Origin of the sequence: Flavihumibacter profundi (assembly GCF_020076305.1) — a bacterium.
GTDB classification, from domain to species: Bacteria; Bacteroidota; Bacteroidia; order Chitinophagales; family Chitinophagaceae; genus Flavihumibacter; species Flavihumibacter profundi.
This window is the reverse complement of the sequence record NZ_JAIQXE010000001.1, coordinates 248,649-264,030: the sequence shown is the minus strand read 5'-3', so window position 1 is coordinate 264,030 and position 15,382 is coordinate 248,649. Positions and strand designations below refer to the sequence as shown.

The following is a 15,382-nucleotide window of genomic DNA, read 5'->3' as shown; positions in this document are numbered from 1 at the left end:
AATTAAGATTGGGTTTCGCCTTTTTTAGCGTTTTTGAACGGCATACCCAATTCTTTGAGCAGCTCGTAAGCTTCTTCATTGGTTTGGGCAGTAGTAACAAAAGTGATATCCAGGCCCGTGATCTTATTCACCTTATCAATGTCGATTTCGGGGAAAATGATCTGCTCGGTTACACCAAGTGTATAGTTACCACGTCCGTCGAATGCTTTCTCGCTCACACCCTTGAAGTCACGCACGCGCGGCAGGGAAACAGCAATCAGGCGATCCAGGAATTCAAACATCTTCTCACCGCGAAGGGTAACACGTGCGCCAATGGGCATATGCTTACGCAGTTTAAAGTTTGAGATATCCTTTTTAGACATAGTAGCCACAGCTTTCTGACCAGTAATCGTCGATAGTTCATCAACTGCGATATCTACCAATTTCTTATCAGCAACAGCACCATTTACACCCCTGTTGAGGCATATTTTTGTCAGCTTTGGAGCTTCCATTACGGTAGTGTAGCCAAATTTTTTCATTAAGGCAGGTACAACTTCGTTTTTGTACTTGTCTGCCAGACGCGGAGTATATTTAACGGTACTCATTATTTAATTACCTCCCCTGATTTTTTAGAAACACGAACTAGCTTACCTTCCTGGCGGGTACGCTTTACCTTGGTAGCAGCACCTGCTTTAGCATCCCACAACATGATGTTGGAGATATTAATGGGTGCCTCTTTTTTTACAATACCACCTTTGGTATTCTGGGCAGACGGCTTGGTATGCTTGGTGATGATGTTCACACCTTCTACCAATACGCGGCCTTTATCTACGATAACTTCAAGAACCTTCCGGGGTTTCTTCAGGTCTTTGTCGTCACCGGTGATAACCACCACCGAGTCGCCTTTTTTAATGTTGTATTTCGCTTTGAATCTTGTGTTCATGTAGATTCTATTTATCTATTTATCACTTATTTTACTAGCCCATGCTCCCATTCGGGGCGCAAAGGTACGATTATAATACTTCCGGAGCAAGAGAAATAATCTTCATATATCCCTTGTCGCGCAGTTCCCTGGCAACAGGTCCGAAAATACGAGTACCGCGGGGCTCATCCGCATTGTTCAACAATACCACTGCATTGTCGTCGAAGCGGATATAAGAACCATCTTTACGGCGTAACTTGTTCTTGGTACGAACAATTACCGCTTTGGTAACCGTACCCTTTTTGATACCGCCGGCAGGAATAGCGTCTTTAACAGTCACCACGATCTTATCTCCGATCTTGGCATAATCCTGTCCACTGTTTCCCAGTACACGGATTACAAGCACCTCTTTGGCACCACTGTTATCAGCTACATTCAATCTGCTTTCTTGCTGAATCATTGTAAATTAGTTTATCAATTAGTAATGTAGAACAGAGGGATTATTTCACTTTCTCCAGTATTTCAACCATTCTCCAGCGCTTCGTTTTGCTCAGCGGGCGGGTTTCCATAATCCGGACAGTATCACCAATACTGCACTCGTTCTTTTCATCGTGTGCATGGAATTTGGTGGTCTTTTTCACGAACTTACCGTAGATAGGGTGCTTCACCTTTCTTTCCACTGCAACAGTAACGGTCTTTTCCATTTTGTTGCTGGTTACCACACCAATCCTTGTTTTACGCAAATTTCTTTCAGCCATTGTTATTCGTTTTAGCTTATTCGCTTGTTGAGTACACCTGGTTGCTGCCTATTAGGCAGTGGCCAGTTTTTTGGTTAATTCCGTTTTCAAACGGGAAATATCCCTGCGCAGCGAGCGGATGCTCATTGGGTTCTCCAGCGGTGTTATCGCATGGGCGAACTCCAGTTTCTTCAGGCGCAGTTCATCTTCCTGGATACGAGCCCTGAGATCAGTCAGACTCATGTCTTTCAGGCTGGTAACGAAATCGATTTTCTTTGACATCTTATGGTCGATTTTTGTTGTTAAGGAATGTTATGACTGCAGCTCCCTGCGAACCACAAATTTTGTCTTAATGGGAAGCTTCTGTGCTGCCAGTTCCATTGCTTCCTTGGCTACATCTTCAGTTACGCCATCGCATTCGAAAAGAATACGTCCAGGCTTCACAACGGCAGCCCAATGATCGGGGTTACCTTTACCTTTACCCATCCTCACTTCAGCAGGTTTGCGGGTAATAATTTTATCAGGGAAAATGCGGATCCAGACATTTCCTTCTCTTTTCATAGAGCGGGTCATGGCCTGACGGGCACTTTCAATCTGGCGGTCGGTCATCCACACGGTTTCCAAAGCTTTCAATCCGAACGAACCAAATGACAGGTTAGTACCACGCTTTGCATCACCTTTTACAGGCATCTTCTGCATTTTCCTGTGCTTCGTTCTTTTAGGTTGTAACATCTTTATTCAATTTGACAATGTTCTTTAATTGGTTGCTTACCACACTTAGTTCCTGCGTCCACCTCTGTCTCCTCCACCGCCGCGATTACGGTCACCACCGCCACCGCCTCTGCGCTCTCCGCCACCACCACGGTGGTCACGGTCTCCGCGACGATCATCTTCACGACGTTCTCTCCTATCGCTCAGAGCACCTTCCTTACCACCAATGAAGTTGGGGTTCAGATCGCGCTTAGCCAGTACTTCTCCTTTACAGATCCATACCTTGATTCCGATTTTACCATATACAGTCAGGGCAAATAAACTAGCATAATCTATATCCATCCGCAGGGTATGCAGAGGCGTACGACCTTGCTTTATTTCCTCGGAACGGGCAATTTCTGCACCACCCAAACGGCCACTTACCTTGATCTTGATTCCTTCTGCACCCATACGGAGGGCAGATGCAATCGCCATCTTGATGGCACGCTTATAGTTAATACGGTTTTCAATTTGTTTTGCGATAGTATCGGCAACGATGTTTGCATCCAGCTCCGGACGACGAATCTCCAGGATATTGATCTGCACATCATCTTTACCAGTCAGTTTCTTCAACTCTTCCTTAATACGATCTACCTCATTACCACCTTTACCAATGATAATACCAGGCTTGGACGTATGGATGGTAATAATCAGCTTACCCAGGGTACGCTCAATAACAATTTTAGAGATACCTCCTTTGTTGATACGCGCCATCAGGTAGGTACGGATCTTATGATCCTCAATCAACTTGGTAGAGTAATCTTTCTTACTGCCAAACCAGTTGCTTTCCCATCCGCGGATGATTCCCAACCTTGCACCAATAGGATTTGTTTTCTGACCCATGTGTTTGGTATATTAAATTTATTCGAATGAATTATTTAGAATCTACAATTACTGTAACGTGATTGCTGCGTTTGCGAACACGATACCCACGACCCTGGGGGGCCGGACGCATACGCTTCAATGTTCTCGCACCATCCACAAAAATGGTTTTTACCACCAGTCTGGTTTCATCACCACCTTCGTTAGCCTGCTTCCAGTTGCTGATTGCACTCACCACCAGCTTACGTAAAGGAACCGCCGGGTGTTTTGCATTGTGTTCCAGAATCGCAAGGGCTTTCTCTACTTCCATGCCGCGCACTAGGTCAGCCAGCAAACGCATTTTCCTGGGCGATGTGGGGTAATTATTTAGTTTAGCTACTGCTTCCATGTTTATAAGATTCTTGATTCAGTTAAACTGAACCGTTAATGAATTACATTTTCTTGCTTGAGTGTCCCTTGAAATTCCTGGTTGGTGCAAACTCACCTAATTTATGTCCCACCATGAATTCAGTTACATATACAGGGATGAACTTGTTGCCATTGTGCACAGCAAAAGTGTGACCCACGAAATCAGGAGAAATGGTAGAGCGGCGGCTCCAGGTTTTTAAAACACCTTTCTTGGATTTACCATCGGTCATATCCAAAACCTTCTTCTCCAGTTTAGTGTCGATGTAAGGACCTTTTTTAATTGAACGAGCCATATCTCGATTTTAGATTTTAGCTTTGATAGTTTTATTTACTGGATAACTTCTTACCGTTCTTGCGTTGGATAATCAGTTTATCTGAACCCTTATGCTTGCGGGTCTTCAGACCTTTAGCATATTTACCGGTCCGGCTTCTTGGATGACCACCTGAAGCCCTTCCTTCACCACCACCCATAGGGTGATCAACAGGGTTCATGGCAACACCACGGTTACGCGGTTTAATACCTTTCCAACGATTCCTACCTGCCTTACCCATGCTCTGCAGACTATGGTCACTGTTCGAAGCAACTCCAACTGTAGCATAACAATTGATCAATACCTTCCTCAACTCACCGGAAGGCATTTTCAATACGGCATATTTTTCTTCCTTATTACTCAACTGCGCAGAAGTTCCTGCACTACGGGCAATCTTCCCACCCTGGCCAGGTTGCATCTCAATATTATGAACCACCGTACCCAAAGGCATGTTTTTCAGCATCAGTGCATTACCCAGCTCAGGAGCAACAGCATCGCCGCTGATTACTTCAGCACCAACCTGTAAACCGTTCGGGGCCAGGATATATCTTTTTTCACCATCAGCATAATTCAATAACGCGATGAATGTGGTACGGTTTGGATCATATTCAATAGAAGCAACCTTAGCAGGAATTTCCTTCTTGTTGCGCTTGAAATCTATAATACGGTACATTTTTGCATGTCCGCCACCTATATATCGCATACTTCTGCGACCCTGGGCGTTACGTCCACCAGTTCCACTCTTCGCTTCAAGAAGGCTTTTCTCAGGAGCATCCGTGGTAATTTCAGCATACGCGTTTCCTATTCTCCAACGCGTACCGGCTGTCATCGGTTTGTATTTTCTTAATGCCATTTTTATTTGCTTTTAACTGCGAACTTCTCAGCGTCGCATACTTTAATTTTTGTTGTCTTAAACTGCACCGTAAAGGTCAATCGTCTCCCCTTCTGCTACGGTAACAAGTGCCTTTTTATAGGCTGGCTTCTGTCCCTTGATAAAACCTGCCTTGGTAAAACGGGTTTTGTTTTTTCCTGGAACCACAGCTGTATTCACGTCTACAACAGTTACACCATAAAAGGTTTCTATTGCTTTTTTGATTTCCAGCTTGTTTGCCTTCCTGTCTACTTTAAAAGCAAAACGACGCAGGCTTTCCTGCTGGGCATTTGCCTTCTCAGTTAAAATCGGCTTTATCAGAACTTCAGAAAGTTTCATTTCTTTCTATTTATTAATGTAATAATTATGCGTTTTCTTCAACATCTGCTTCAGTGAAAACCTTCGCAGCGCTTTCACTTAATACCAGCACCTGTGCATTCACGATATCGTATGTATTCATATCGCTCAGCAATGCACCTTCCACAGACGGAATATTGCGCAGGCTCAGGTATGCATTCTCACCATTTTCAGGCAGGATGAACAATGTCTTTTTACCGGCAATGTTCAGCGCTTTCAATACTCCGGTGATTGCCTTTGTTTTTGGTGTTTCTATAGCCAGGTCCTCAAGAATTACAATGGCATTTTCTTTTGCCTTGTAAGCCAGTGCAGACATTTTGGCCAGGTCCTTTACCTTACGGTTCAGTTTGAAACTGTAATCGCGGGGCTTTGGTCCGAAGATTGTACCACCACCCTTATACAAAGGGTTACGGATATTACCTTTACGCGCACCACCAGTACCTTTTTGCTTGTGCAGCTTACGGCTGGCACCCTTCACTTCCATCCGGGTTTTAACTTTATGCGTACCCTGGCGTTGTGCGGCCAGGTATTGCTTTACAGAAAGATAGATCACATGGTCATTCGGCTCTACACCGAAGATCTCTTCCGGCAACTCAATGGTTCTTCCGGTCTTTTTACCTTCTATATTTAATACATCTACTTGCATCGTACTTCAGATTAAATGGTTTACTTCTGGATAAAAACGATAGAACCAATGTGGCCGGGAACTGAACCACTAACCAGGATATAATTCTGTTCAGGAAATATTTTCAGGATTTTCAGCCCCTTCAATTTAACACGGTCATTACCCATACGGCCGGCCATGCGCATACCCTTCATAACGCGGGATGCATCTGAAGAGTTACCCAGTGAACCCGGAGCACGCTGACGATCATGCTGGCCATGTGAAGCTTCACCAACACCATGGAATCCGTGGCGCTTTACAACACCCTGAAAACCCTTACCCTTGGTTTGACCAACTATTTCAACTTTATCGCCTTCTGCGAAAATTTCGGTAGTTATGGTTTCGCCCAGCGCTTTCTCAATTGAGAAATCACGGAATTCTTTTACGAAACGCTTGGCAGCAGTTTGTGCCTTAGAGAAGTGATTTGCTTCGGCTTTTGTAGTATGCTTTTCTTTCTTGTCGCCGAATGCGAGTTGCAGTGCACTGTACCCGTCAGACTCTTTGGTCTTAACCTGGGTAACCACACATGGACCAGCTTCAATGATGGTGCAAGCAGTTTGCTTGCCATCAGGACTGAAAATGCTGGTCATCCCAATCTTTTTTCCAATAATTCCTTTCATTTAATTACCATTTGTGCCGCATGGTTAAAAGGACATTCCCACTAACAACGCCTGCCTGGCCCCTGGAGGAGCCAATGCGACTTGCTGAAGGAGGACTTCAATCCCCGTTTGCCATCGACCTTTTCTGTTGTTCAGCTATTGCTGCCTGCGCAGTTTTTACTGATGGAAGTACCGATGGTAAACAAACCCTGAACGGCTTGTTCATATTTACTTTTACTAATTAATGAATGATAAAGGATTTCATTTTATGATTTGCCTTTTCACCCAACCCCAGCGCTCTTTTCTTTCGCCGGCAGCGAAATTGAGAGATAGGGCAGTTATTTATAAGAACTAGTTGTTCGCTTCTGCGAATCTTACGTAACAAAACTGTTACGCCTTAATTTCCACTTCTACACCTGAAGGCAGATCCAGCTTGCTCAGCGCATCTACAGTTCTTGAAGAAGACGTGTAGATATCCAGCAAACGCTTGTGCGTACACAGTTGGAACTGCTCACGGGCTTTTTTATTCACGTGGGGAGAACGTAATACAGTGAAGATTTTCTTCTGAGTAGGTAAAGGTATAGGACCCGTTACTACTGCTCCTGTGCTACGAACTGTTTTAACGATCTTCTCAGCAGATTTATCTACCAAATTGTGATCGTAAGACTGCAATTTTATTCTGATTCGCTGTGACATACCAATTATCCCAAAACTTTAATTGGGAGTGCAAAGGTAACGGTAGTTTTCTTTATCACAAAAGATTTTTGAGAATTTTTACAGCTAAATCCTGAAAAAATACGCCTTTAACTATATTTCCGGCCGCATTATCACTCCCCAACCAATTTTCGCAGCAGCCTGGATAACAAGTATGTGCAAATACCCAGCAAAAATAGAGCAATTATTACCGGTATAAAAAGGCTGGCTATTGATCCCGTCATTGCGACAAGATTTTCTCCGGTCGCAAAAAAACCATTTCCCATGCCGCCGGTAGTTTTGGAAGACAATAACCGTAAAAGTCCCGAACCAACCTGTATGGTACCGGCAGTTGCCCCTCCTGCCAATAAACCCAAAACCCATTTCAGCATCGGATCCAATCCGGCAACCGGCAAAACCGTGGCCGCAATACAAGTGCCCGCAATAATAGCCAACGGGGCAGCTATTGTATCTAACAAGTTGTCTATGAAGGCAATATAATAAGCTGCAATCTCTAATACAGCAGCGGTGGCAAAACAGACAATGGCAGGAACCGTTCCCAGCCATTCCATTCCGGCATTTACCGGTATCCATTTAAAATTAGCAGCAATTGCGGCAACCAAAAGGGGAATAAATACCCTGAATCCGCAACAGGCGCTTAATCCTATTCCAAGGGCAATTGCTGTAAGGATATTACCGTGCACCAGGTGGACAATTTTTTTGTAAGAATTGGGTATATAAGGTGCTCAGGTGGTCAAAAGTACCCTCGCCTTCAGAAATGCTGTGGGTCCTGTTAGGGTAACTCATCATCTGGAACTGCTTATTGTACCGGATCAATTCATTGACAAGCATTTCAGCATTGTTGTAATGTACGTTGTCATCACCTGTCCCATGTATATACAGTAATTTACCCCTCAGGTTTTTAGCGTAGGTAATAGGGGATCCTTTTACAAAATCTTCCCGGTTTTCCTGTGGAAGACCCATATACCTTTCCTGGTAGATATTGTCATAGGTCAACTGGTTACCGACCGCAGCAATGGCAATACCTGTCTTATATATTTCCGGGTACTGGAACATCAGGTTAAGGGTTGCTGACCCGCCACCACTCCAACCCCAGACCGCTACCCTGGATGTATCTATATAAGGTAATTTCAAAATTTCCCTGGCTGCCATTGCCTGGTCGCCGATATTTACCAACCCGATTTTACGGTATACCGATTTCCGCCAGGCCCTACCCTTCGGCACCGGTGTGCCACGATTGTCTATTGATACATAGATATACCCATCTTCAACAAGGTTGCCCCTGTAAAGGAAATTCATACCAGCACCATATTCATCTTTTGCAGTTTGTCCCCATGGTTCAGTATACACATAAAACAATACCGGGTATTTTTTAGTGGAATCAAAATTAGCCGGGCGGGCCATCCAGGCATCCATGGTAATCCCATTTTCCGTTTTTATAGTAAAAAAGCGGACAGGTGATTTTGCTTTGTCGGCTTTTGCTAATGCACCTGATACAGATGCACTTCCAGCAATTGGCTGGTGTGTATTCAACACAATTAATTCCTTTACCGGTGGCGTATAGTAATTTGAAAAACTATGTTGTGCATACCCTGCCCCAGGTGCGATATTGTAATCATGAGAACCGGCTTGGGAATCCGGGCTAACCCTTTCCGGTTCACTGCTGCCGTCTAATTTTGAGCGGTATAAATAACTTTGGGTCGCATTTTCAGGGGAAGCAAGGTAATAAATAAAACCACCGGCTTCATCGACCAGTGAAATATCCATTACATCAAAATTTCCCTTTGTAACCAGGGTTTCAGATTTGCCATCGCGACTAACCCGGTACAAATGCCGCCAACCATCTTTCTCGGTAGCCCAGATGAATTCCTTACCCTGGTTAATCCAGTCCCATCCGCCATACGTATAATCCTGGTCCCAGGAAGGAAGGATATCTATCCAACCCGCATCTTTTTCTTCATAGATTGTTTTTACAGCACCAGTTGCAGCTGAACAAAGCAGTAGCTTGGAATCCTGTTGCTTGCGGTCCAGGTATTGCACAATTACTTCAGCGCTGTTAGCCGCCCATTCCATTCTTGGTGCATAATTGCCCCGGTCCTGGTTATAGGGAATATTCATCCAGCGTGTAGCCTTACCATCAGCCCCGACAACACCAATTTTAAAGGAGGATGGCTTTTCGCCCGCAATGGGATATTCGACCGGTTTTGCAAACGGATAAATAGAGTCTGTGTTATTGAGCATCAGGTAATCTTTTGTTGCATTGGCTTGTATCTGCCAATAAGCAATAAACCTGCTGTCAGGAGACCACCTGAATCCATCGCGGCAAAAAAACTCTTCCTCATATGCCCAGTCGAAAGTGCCATTGATCAATTTACGGTTCCCCCCTTTTGTTACTTGTGTAATATGCCCGGAAGCCAGATCTTCAACATAAATATTGTAGTTGCTCACGTAAGCCACTTTTTTACTATCTGGTGAATATTTGGCAAACATCAACGAAGATGCAGGCAATGATTTTCCGAGTTTCCTCGCAAGTTTAGTTTCCAGGTTAAGCACGTAATAATCGCCCCGGGTTTCATATCGCCACACTTTTTTAGCATTGGTAAAAACGAATACCTTTTGCATGTCAGGTGAAAAACTGTAATTATTAATATGCATTGGTTCACTTGCATTGGAAAGTGTTACCATCGATTTATCGAGGATCACTTTCCGGGTCATTTCCGGTAACTGGTAACTCACAATCTCACTGTTTTCAATAATGGTGTAAGATTTACCATCTTTAGCCCATTGAAAACCCCGTTGGCAAAATGCCGATGAAATTGACATAATTGTCACCATGCAAATAAACAGTGCGCGCATAATAATTAAAATTAAGATTACAATTTAGGGTTTCTGGAAACATAAAAAAAGGGCTGTCAAAAATGACAGCCCTCCAGGTATTTATAATCCTTTAATTATGCATTCACTTTACCCTTCACCTTTGCAATCACTTCTTCAGCGATATTATTAGGTGCTGGGGCATAATGGGAGAATTCCATTGTAGAAGATGCACGTCCTGAACTCAGTGAACGTAACTGTGTTACATAACCGAACATTTCACTCAGCGGTACTTTGGCTTTGATCACCTGAGCACCGGCACGGCTGTCCATGCCTTCCATCATACCACGACGACGGTTAAGGTCACCCGTAACATCACCCATGTATTGGTCTGGAGTAACCACTTCCACTTTCATAATAGGCTCCAGCAATACGGGTTTAGCTTTACGGGCAGCTTCACGGAATGCTTGTTTGGCACAAAGTTCAAATGACATTGCATCGGAGTCAACTGCGTGGAAGCTTCCATCAAATACACGAACCTTCATGTTCACTACTGGATAGTTGGCCAATACACCATTCGCCATGGACAACTGGAATCCTTTCTGAATAGCCGGAACAAATTCACGGGGAATTGATCCACCGAAAATATCGTTCACAAACTGGTAACCCTGACCAGGGTTAGCTGCCAGCCATTCCGGATCAGCTGCACTGAGTTCAAATACGATGTCGGCGAATTTACCACGACCACCGGTTTGTTTTTTCAGGGTTTCACGGTGCTCAACGCGACCAGAGAAGGCCTCTTTATAAGCAACCATCGGGTTACCCTGGTTAACTTCAACTTTGAATTCACGGCGCATACGGTCGATGATGATCTCCAGGTGTAATTCACCCATTCCACGAAGGATAGTCTGGCCTGTTTCTTCATCGGTATTTACTCGAAGTGTAGGATCTTCTTCAACAAGTTTGGCAATAGCCATACCCATCTTATCAACATCAGCCTGAGTTTTTGGCTCTACTGCAATAGCGATTACCGGCTCAGGGATAAACATATTCTCAAGGGTGATCGGATGATTTTCATCACACAATGTATCACCGGTTTTGATCTCTTTAAATCCAACAGCTGCACCAATATCACCTGCTTCGATAAAATCGATTGGGTTTTGTTTGTTGGCAAACATCTTCATTATACGGCTGATCCTCTCCTTCTTGCCACTTCTAACATTCAAAACATATGAACCGGCATCAAGGTGGCCGGAATATACCCGGAAGAATGCCAAACGACCAACAAACGGATCGGTCATGATCTTAAAGGCCAAGGCGGCAAATGGCTCCTTCGGATCCGCTTTACGGCTGATTTGTTCACCGGAATTTGGATCCGTACCGACAGTATCAGGAATATCTACAGGAGAAGGCAGGTAACGGCATACCGCATCCAGCGCAGTTTGAACACCTTTATTTTTAAAAGAAGATCCGCACATCATCGGCACGATACTCAGGTCTATCGTAGCTTTACGGATGGCTTCGTGCATTTCATCTTCAGTGATCGAGTTCGGATCATCAAAGAATTTCTCCATCAGCCTGTCATCATATTCAGCAACTGCTTCTACCAGGCTTGCCCTCCACTCTTTAGCTTCTTCAAGCATATCAGCTGGAACTTCAATTTCATCAAAAGTCATTCCTTCTGTTTCCATATGCCAGATGATGCCTTTCATTTTGATCAGGTCAACCACACCTTTGAAATCATCTTCAGCACCTATTGGTAATTGAAGTGGTACTGCTTTTGATCCCAGCATTTCTTTAACCTGCTTCACAACATTCAGGAAATCTGCACCTGAACGGTCCATTTTATTCACAAATCCGATACGTGGAACACCATAACGATTTGCCTGGCGCCAAACAGTTTCAGATTGAGGTTCTACACCATCAACGGCAGAGAATAACGCAATAAGACCATCCAATACACGCATGGAACGCTCTACCTCAACAGTAAAGTCAACGTGACCTGGTGTATCGATAATGTTGAATGCATATTTTTTTGTATTGGCATCCACTGTTCCTTTAACAGTTGGGAAATTCCACTGGCAGCTTACGGCAGCAGAGGTAATGGTAATACCCCTCTCTTTTTCCTGCTCCATCCAGTCGGTAGTAGCGGCACCATCATGCACCTCACCAATACGATGAATCATACCTGTATAGCGGAGGATACGCTCCGTTGTAGTGGTTTTTCCGGCATCAATGTGAGCCGCAATACCAAAGTTTCTTTGAAATCTTAAGTCTGCCATTGTTATATGTTAAATAGTTAAGCTCCTGTTATGCCGGAACCAGGCCGGCACGATGGATAAATGACATGAAAAGCCAAAAACCCATTTTGGAGCGCAAAGGTAAGAATTCAAAATGAAAAATCAGGACTTGTTAATAAATTAAAGAAAAATAACATTTGTATGAATCGATATGGTCAAAGTAACCAACATGATATCCACTTTTTAAAAATAAGCGCTAAAAAAACAACTGACATATTGGTAGTTATGTACAAGCAATGTAAATTTAGAAATCTTTCATTGTTAACCCATTTCTCACTAAAAATCAGACACTAATATGCCCACAAAAAAGAAGGCCGTTAAAAAAGCTGCGGCCAAAAAGGCAGTAAAAAAAGCTATTGTTAAAAAAGCTGTTAAAAAAGCCGTTGCCAAAAAAGCTGTTAAAAAAGCTGTGGTAAAGAAAGCTGTGAAAAAAGCCGTTGTTAAAAAAGCGGTTAAAAAAGCAGTGGTTAAAAAAGCGATTAAAAAAGCAGTGGTTAAAAAGGCTGTGAAAAAAGCTATCGTTAAAAAGATTGTAGCGAAAAAAGCTGTTGCAGCAGTTAAAAAAGCTGTTGTTAAAAAAGCCGTAGCCAAAAAAGCGCGCAGGGCCGTTGCTAAAAAAGTAATTGCTGCTGTTCAACCAGTGCTTCCGATTGTCGATACTCCGGCAACTGACACGCCTTCTACAGAGACTGCCTCCAGTTAAGATATTTTACTACAAAATACAAAGCCATCAACAAGAATGCTGATGGCTTTTTTATTTTCAGGAAAAACCTGCGTTATCAGGTGGCCCAGGCTTTATCTCCTTTTTTATAGGGAATACACCCTTCATATTTTCCAGGTACAGGCACATAGCGCAATGCTTGTGTAGCGCCAATCTCAGAAGTAAAATAGCCCTGTAGTGTCAGGTCTTTCATGAGCTTGAAATAATGTGGGGGGTCTTCCGGCTTTTTCTTGCCGGAATATTCTTTCTGTTCTTTATCCAGCTCAGTAAGCAGTTCTTTCTTTTGCTGCGGATCCAGTTTCATAAACCCTTTACCGAACTTCTTTTCACTGGCTGTGCCCAGGGCTGCGATGCCGTCTACAAATATTTTCTGGTTAGTTTCATCATAACAGTCAGTTACCATAACCTTCATGAAGGCGCCTACTTTTGCAGCTTTGGCGCCTGGTGTATTTGTAGTGGGAATAATGGTTTCAGCCACTTCGTCCAGAAGGGCAATTTCATCGGCAGTAAAATCCGTTGGCGACGCCTTTTTTTCTTCAGCAGGCTTACAACCAGTCAAAAGGCCTGAACCTACCATAGTTCCACCTACGATGACGGCAACTGCAGAAACAGCTTCTCTTCTATTCATAGTGTTTTATTTTATCGGTTATACTTTACAGTTATAAATTACCTTTTTTCAATTCAGATACAGCATGATCGGCTGCGCGTGCAGTTAATGCCATATAAGTTAGTGATGGATTCACGCAGGATGCTGAAGTCATACAGGCACCATCAGTTACAAATACGTTCTGAGCATCCCAAACCTGGTTCCAGCCATTCAGTACGGATGTCTTCGGGTCTTTGCCCATCCTGGCTGTACCCATTTCATGAATACCGCGACCTGGTGTTCCATCTCCATCCCTTTTCTGTATATTCTTAACTCCGGCTGCTTCCATCATTTCAACTGCATCATTCAATATATCCTTGCGCATCTTTAACTCATTCTCCTTTAATTCGCAGTCGATAGCCAGAACATTCAATCCCCATTTATCCTTCTTTGTTTTATCAAGGGTAACCTTATTTTCATGGTAAGGTAACATTTCCCCGAAACCTCCAATGCCCATGGTCCAATGACCCGGTTCTGTTAGTGCTTCCTTAAATTCTGCTCCTATATTGAATTCAGGAATTTCCCTGGCCCATCCCTGGCGGCTTGCACCACCCTGGTAACCAAAGCCACGAACATAATCGCGCTTTTCCCCAAAGAGGTTACGGTACCTTGGAATATAAATACCATTCGCACGGCGACCAAAGTAATACTGGTCTTCATAGCCTTCCACCAGCCCGCCTGCATAAACACCTAAGTGGTGGTCCATAAGGTTATGGCCCAGTGCATTGCTGCTGCTGCCTAAACCATCGGGCCAGATATCTGTAGCTGAATTCATAAGTATCCAGGTAGAGTTGAGGGCTGATGCATTCACGAACACAATCTTTGCAAAGTACTCGTATGTCTTGTTGGTTTCTGCATCCAGAACTTCTACCCCTTTTGCTTTTTTGGTATCCTTATCGTACAGGATTTTCGTAACGATTGAAAAAGGCCGGAGGGTGAGTTTACCCGTTGCCATAGCTGCAGGTAAGGTAGCAGATTGTGTGCTGAAATAGGCGCCAAAGGGGCAACCCAGCCAGCATTTATTGCGGTACTGGCAATTTGTACGGTTATTATGCGGAACAGTAAGGTTTGCGCTTCTTCCCATAATAAAAGGACGCTTACCATTAAATGCTTTTTCGATCCTGGTCCTGACATCTTTTTCAACACAATTCATTTCCATAGGAGGCAGGAACTCACCGTCAGGCAATTGCGGCAGTCCTTCTTTTGCCCCGTTTACACCGGCAAATTTTTCTGCATAGCTATACCAGGGCGCAATATCCTTATAGCGGATTGGCCAGTCAACCCCGTGGCCATCCTGTGCATTGGCTTCAAAATCAAAATCACTCCAGCGATAGCTCTGGCGCCCCCAGGTAAGTGAACGCCCACCTACCTGATAACCCCTGAACCAGTCGAAACGCTTTACCTCAGTATATGGAGACTCCTTCTCATTCACCCAAAAACTAAGGTTTGTTTCATTGAGCGGGTAATCCCTTTTCAGCACCGGGTAATTCGCTATCATTTCCTGGGTCCTTCCGCCCCGGTGCGGGAAATCCCAGGGGTGTTTATTCGCGCTGACGTAATCTTTAATATGCTCAACATTCCTTCCCCTTTCCAGCATAATGACCTTCAGCCCTTTTTCGGTCAATTCCTTTGCGGCCCAACCTCCACTGATTCCGGAGCCAATTACGATTGCGTCATAAGTATTATCAGCCATAGCAGTTTTTTTAGTAGTTTGTTTATAAATATAATCTCAATACGGTAGCTTTCCCATCAATTGATGCAGATTAA

21 protein-coding genes are annotated in these 15,382 nt (G+C 43.9%); 2 read left to right on the top strand and 19 right to left on the bottom strand.

Annotated elements, in window-relative coordinates; translation table 11 throughout:
* Window positions 1-2: 2 nt before the first annotated feature.
* The 13 genes from rplE to rplC all read right to left on the bottom strand — a co-directional run bounded on the left by rplE (window position 3) and on the right by rplC (window position 6,441).
* Complete coding sequence (rplE, locus tag LAQ65_RS01135; protein ID WP_224115088.1) at window positions 3-584, bottom strand: 50S ribosomal protein L5; 582 nt, start codon at window positions 582-584, stop codon at window positions 3-5.
* Window positions 584-922, bottom strand: coding sequence for a 50S ribosomal protein L24 (rplX, locus tag LAQ65_RS01130; protein WP_224115087.1), 339 nt, complete (start codon window positions 920-922; stop codon window positions 584-586). The genes rplE and rplX overlap by 1 nt, the downstream gene beginning before the upstream one ends.
* Before the next feature lie 70 nt (window positions 923-992).
* Window positions 993-1,361: a 50S ribosomal protein L14 gene (rplN, locus tag LAQ65_RS01125; RefSeq protein WP_224115086.1), complete on the bottom strand. Its 369-nt coding sequence runs from the start codon at window positions 1,359-1,361 to the stop codon at window positions 993-995.
* A 40-nt stretch (window positions 1,362-1,401) separates the two neighbouring features.
* Window positions 1,402-1,659 (bottom strand): 30S ribosomal protein S17, encoded by a 258-nt coding sequence (rpsQ, locus tag LAQ65_RS01120; RefSeq protein WP_224115085.1) that lies wholly within the window; start codon window positions 1,657-1,659, stop codon window positions 1,402-1,404.
* A 51-nt stretch (window positions 1,660-1,710) separates the two neighbouring features.
* Window positions 1,711-1,920, bottom strand: coding sequence for a 50S ribosomal protein L29 (gene rpmC / locus LAQ65_RS01115; RefSeq protein ID WP_224115084.1), 210 nt, complete (start codon window positions 1,918-1,920; stop codon window positions 1,711-1,713).
* A 30-nt stretch (window positions 1,921-1,950) separates the two neighbouring features.
* Entirely contained in the window at window positions 1,951-2,370 is a 420-nt protein-coding gene (gene rplP / locus LAQ65_RS01110; protein WP_224115083.1) for a 50S ribosomal protein L16, read from the bottom strand.
* Between the two features lie 45 nt (window positions 2,371-2,415).
* Window positions 2,416-3,231: a 30S ribosomal protein S3 gene (gene rpsC, locus LAQ65_RS01105; protein WP_317196984.1), complete on the bottom strand. Its 816-nt coding sequence runs from the start codon at window positions 3,229-3,231 to the stop codon at window positions 2,416-2,418.
* A gap of 31 nt (window positions 3,232-3,262) precedes the next feature.
* Entirely contained in the window at window positions 3,263-3,598 is a 336-nt protein-coding gene (rplV, locus tag LAQ65_RS01100) for a 50S ribosomal protein L22 (RefSeq protein WP_224115082.1), read from the bottom strand.
* A 43-nt stretch (window positions 3,599-3,641) separates the two neighbouring features.
* On the bottom strand, window positions 3,642-3,911 hold the full coding sequence (gene rpsS, locus LAQ65_RS01095) for a 30S ribosomal protein S19 (protein WP_224115081.1): 270 nt from the start codon (window positions 3,909-3,911) through the stop codon (window positions 3,642-3,644).
* A gap of 31 nt (window positions 3,912-3,942) precedes the next feature.
* A complete protein-coding gene (rplB, locus tag LAQ65_RS01090; protein ID WP_224115080.1) occupies window positions 3,943-4,782 on the bottom strand; it encodes a 50S ribosomal protein L2 in 840 nt (279 codons plus the stop codon).
* A 57-nt stretch (window positions 4,783-4,839) separates the two neighbouring features.
* The gene (rplW, locus tag LAQ65_RS01085) at window positions 4,840-5,139 is read right to left on the bottom strand and encodes a 50S ribosomal protein L23 (protein ID WP_214457923.1); all 300 of its coding nucleotides are present in this window, start codon (window positions 5,137-5,139) and stop codon (window positions 4,840-4,842) included.
* A gap of 25 nt (window positions 5,140-5,164) precedes the next feature.
* On the bottom strand, window positions 5,165-5,803 hold the full coding sequence (gene rplD, locus LAQ65_RS01080; protein WP_224115079.1) for a 50S ribosomal protein L4: 639 nt from the start codon (window positions 5,801-5,803) through the stop codon (window positions 5,165-5,167).
* A gap of 20 nt (window positions 5,804-5,823) precedes the next feature.
* Window positions 5,824-6,441, bottom strand: coding sequence for a 50S ribosomal protein L3 (gene rplC / locus LAQ65_RS01075; RefSeq protein WP_224115078.1), 618 nt, complete (start codon window positions 6,439-6,441; stop codon window positions 5,824-5,826).
* A gap of 20 nt (window positions 6,442-6,461) precedes the next feature.
* Between rplC and LAQ65_RS01070 the strand changes: the two genes are divergently transcribed.
* The gene (locus LAQ65_RS01070; RefSeq protein ID WP_224115077.1) at window positions 6,462-6,665 is read left to right on the top strand and encodes a hypothetical protein; all 204 of its coding nucleotides are present in this window, start codon (window positions 6,462-6,464) and stop codon (window positions 6,663-6,665) included.
* A gap of 145 nt (window positions 6,666-6,810) precedes the next feature.
* Here LAQ65_RS01070 and rpsJ read toward each other — a convergent pair whose 3' ends face one another.
* The 4 genes from rpsJ to fusA form a co-directional block, all read right to left on the bottom strand.
* A complete protein-coding gene (rpsJ, locus tag LAQ65_RS01065) occupies window positions 6,811-7,116 on the bottom strand; it encodes a 30S ribosomal protein S10 (protein WP_039142986.1) in 306 nt (101 codons plus the stop codon).
* Window positions 7,117-7,247: 131 nt separating this feature from the next.
* The gene (locus LAQ65_RS01060; protein ID WP_224115076.1) at window positions 7,248-7,817 is read right to left on the bottom strand and encodes a DUF4126 domain-containing protein; all 570 of its coding nucleotides are present in this window, start codon (window positions 7,815-7,817) and stop codon (window positions 7,248-7,250) included.
* Window positions 7,807-9,990, bottom strand: coding sequence for a S9 family peptidase (locus tag LAQ65_RS01055; RefSeq protein WP_224115075.1), 2,184 nt, complete (start codon window positions 9,988-9,990; stop codon window positions 7,807-7,809). Before LAQ65_RS01055 ends, LAQ65_RS01060 begins: the two co-directional genes overlap by 11 nt.
* Window positions 9,991-10,085: 95 nt before the next feature.
* Window positions 10,086-12,230, bottom strand: a complete 2,145-nt coding sequence (fusA, locus tag LAQ65_RS01050) for an elongation factor G (protein ID WP_224115074.1) — start codon at window positions 12,228-12,230, stop codon at window positions 10,086-10,088.
* Between the two features lie 313 nt (window positions 12,231-12,543).
* Between fusA and LAQ65_RS01045 the strand changes: the two genes are divergently transcribed.
* Entirely contained in the window at window positions 12,544-12,951 is a 408-nt protein-coding gene (locus LAQ65_RS01045) for a hypothetical protein (RefSeq protein ID WP_224115073.1), read from the top strand.
* Between the two features lie 76 nt (window positions 12,952-13,027).
* Here LAQ65_RS01045 and LAQ65_RS01040 read toward each other — a convergent pair whose 3' ends face one another.
* Together LAQ65_RS01040 and LAQ65_RS01035 are read right to left on the bottom strand one after the other, a co-directional pair.
* Window positions 13,028-13,597 carry a gluconate 2-dehydrogenase subunit 3 family protein gene (locus LAQ65_RS01040; RefSeq protein ID WP_224115072.1) on the bottom strand — a complete coding sequence of 190 codons (570 nt, stop codon included), beginning with the start codon at window positions 13,595-13,597 and terminating at the stop codon, window positions 13,028-13,030.
* Between the two features lie 31 nt (window positions 13,598-13,628).
* Window positions 13,629-15,308 (bottom strand): GMC oxidoreductase, encoded by a 1,680-nt coding sequence (locus LAQ65_RS01035; protein ID WP_224115071.1) that lies wholly within the window; start codon window positions 15,306-15,308, stop codon window positions 13,629-13,631.
* Window positions 15,309-15,382: the final 74 nt, after the last annotated feature.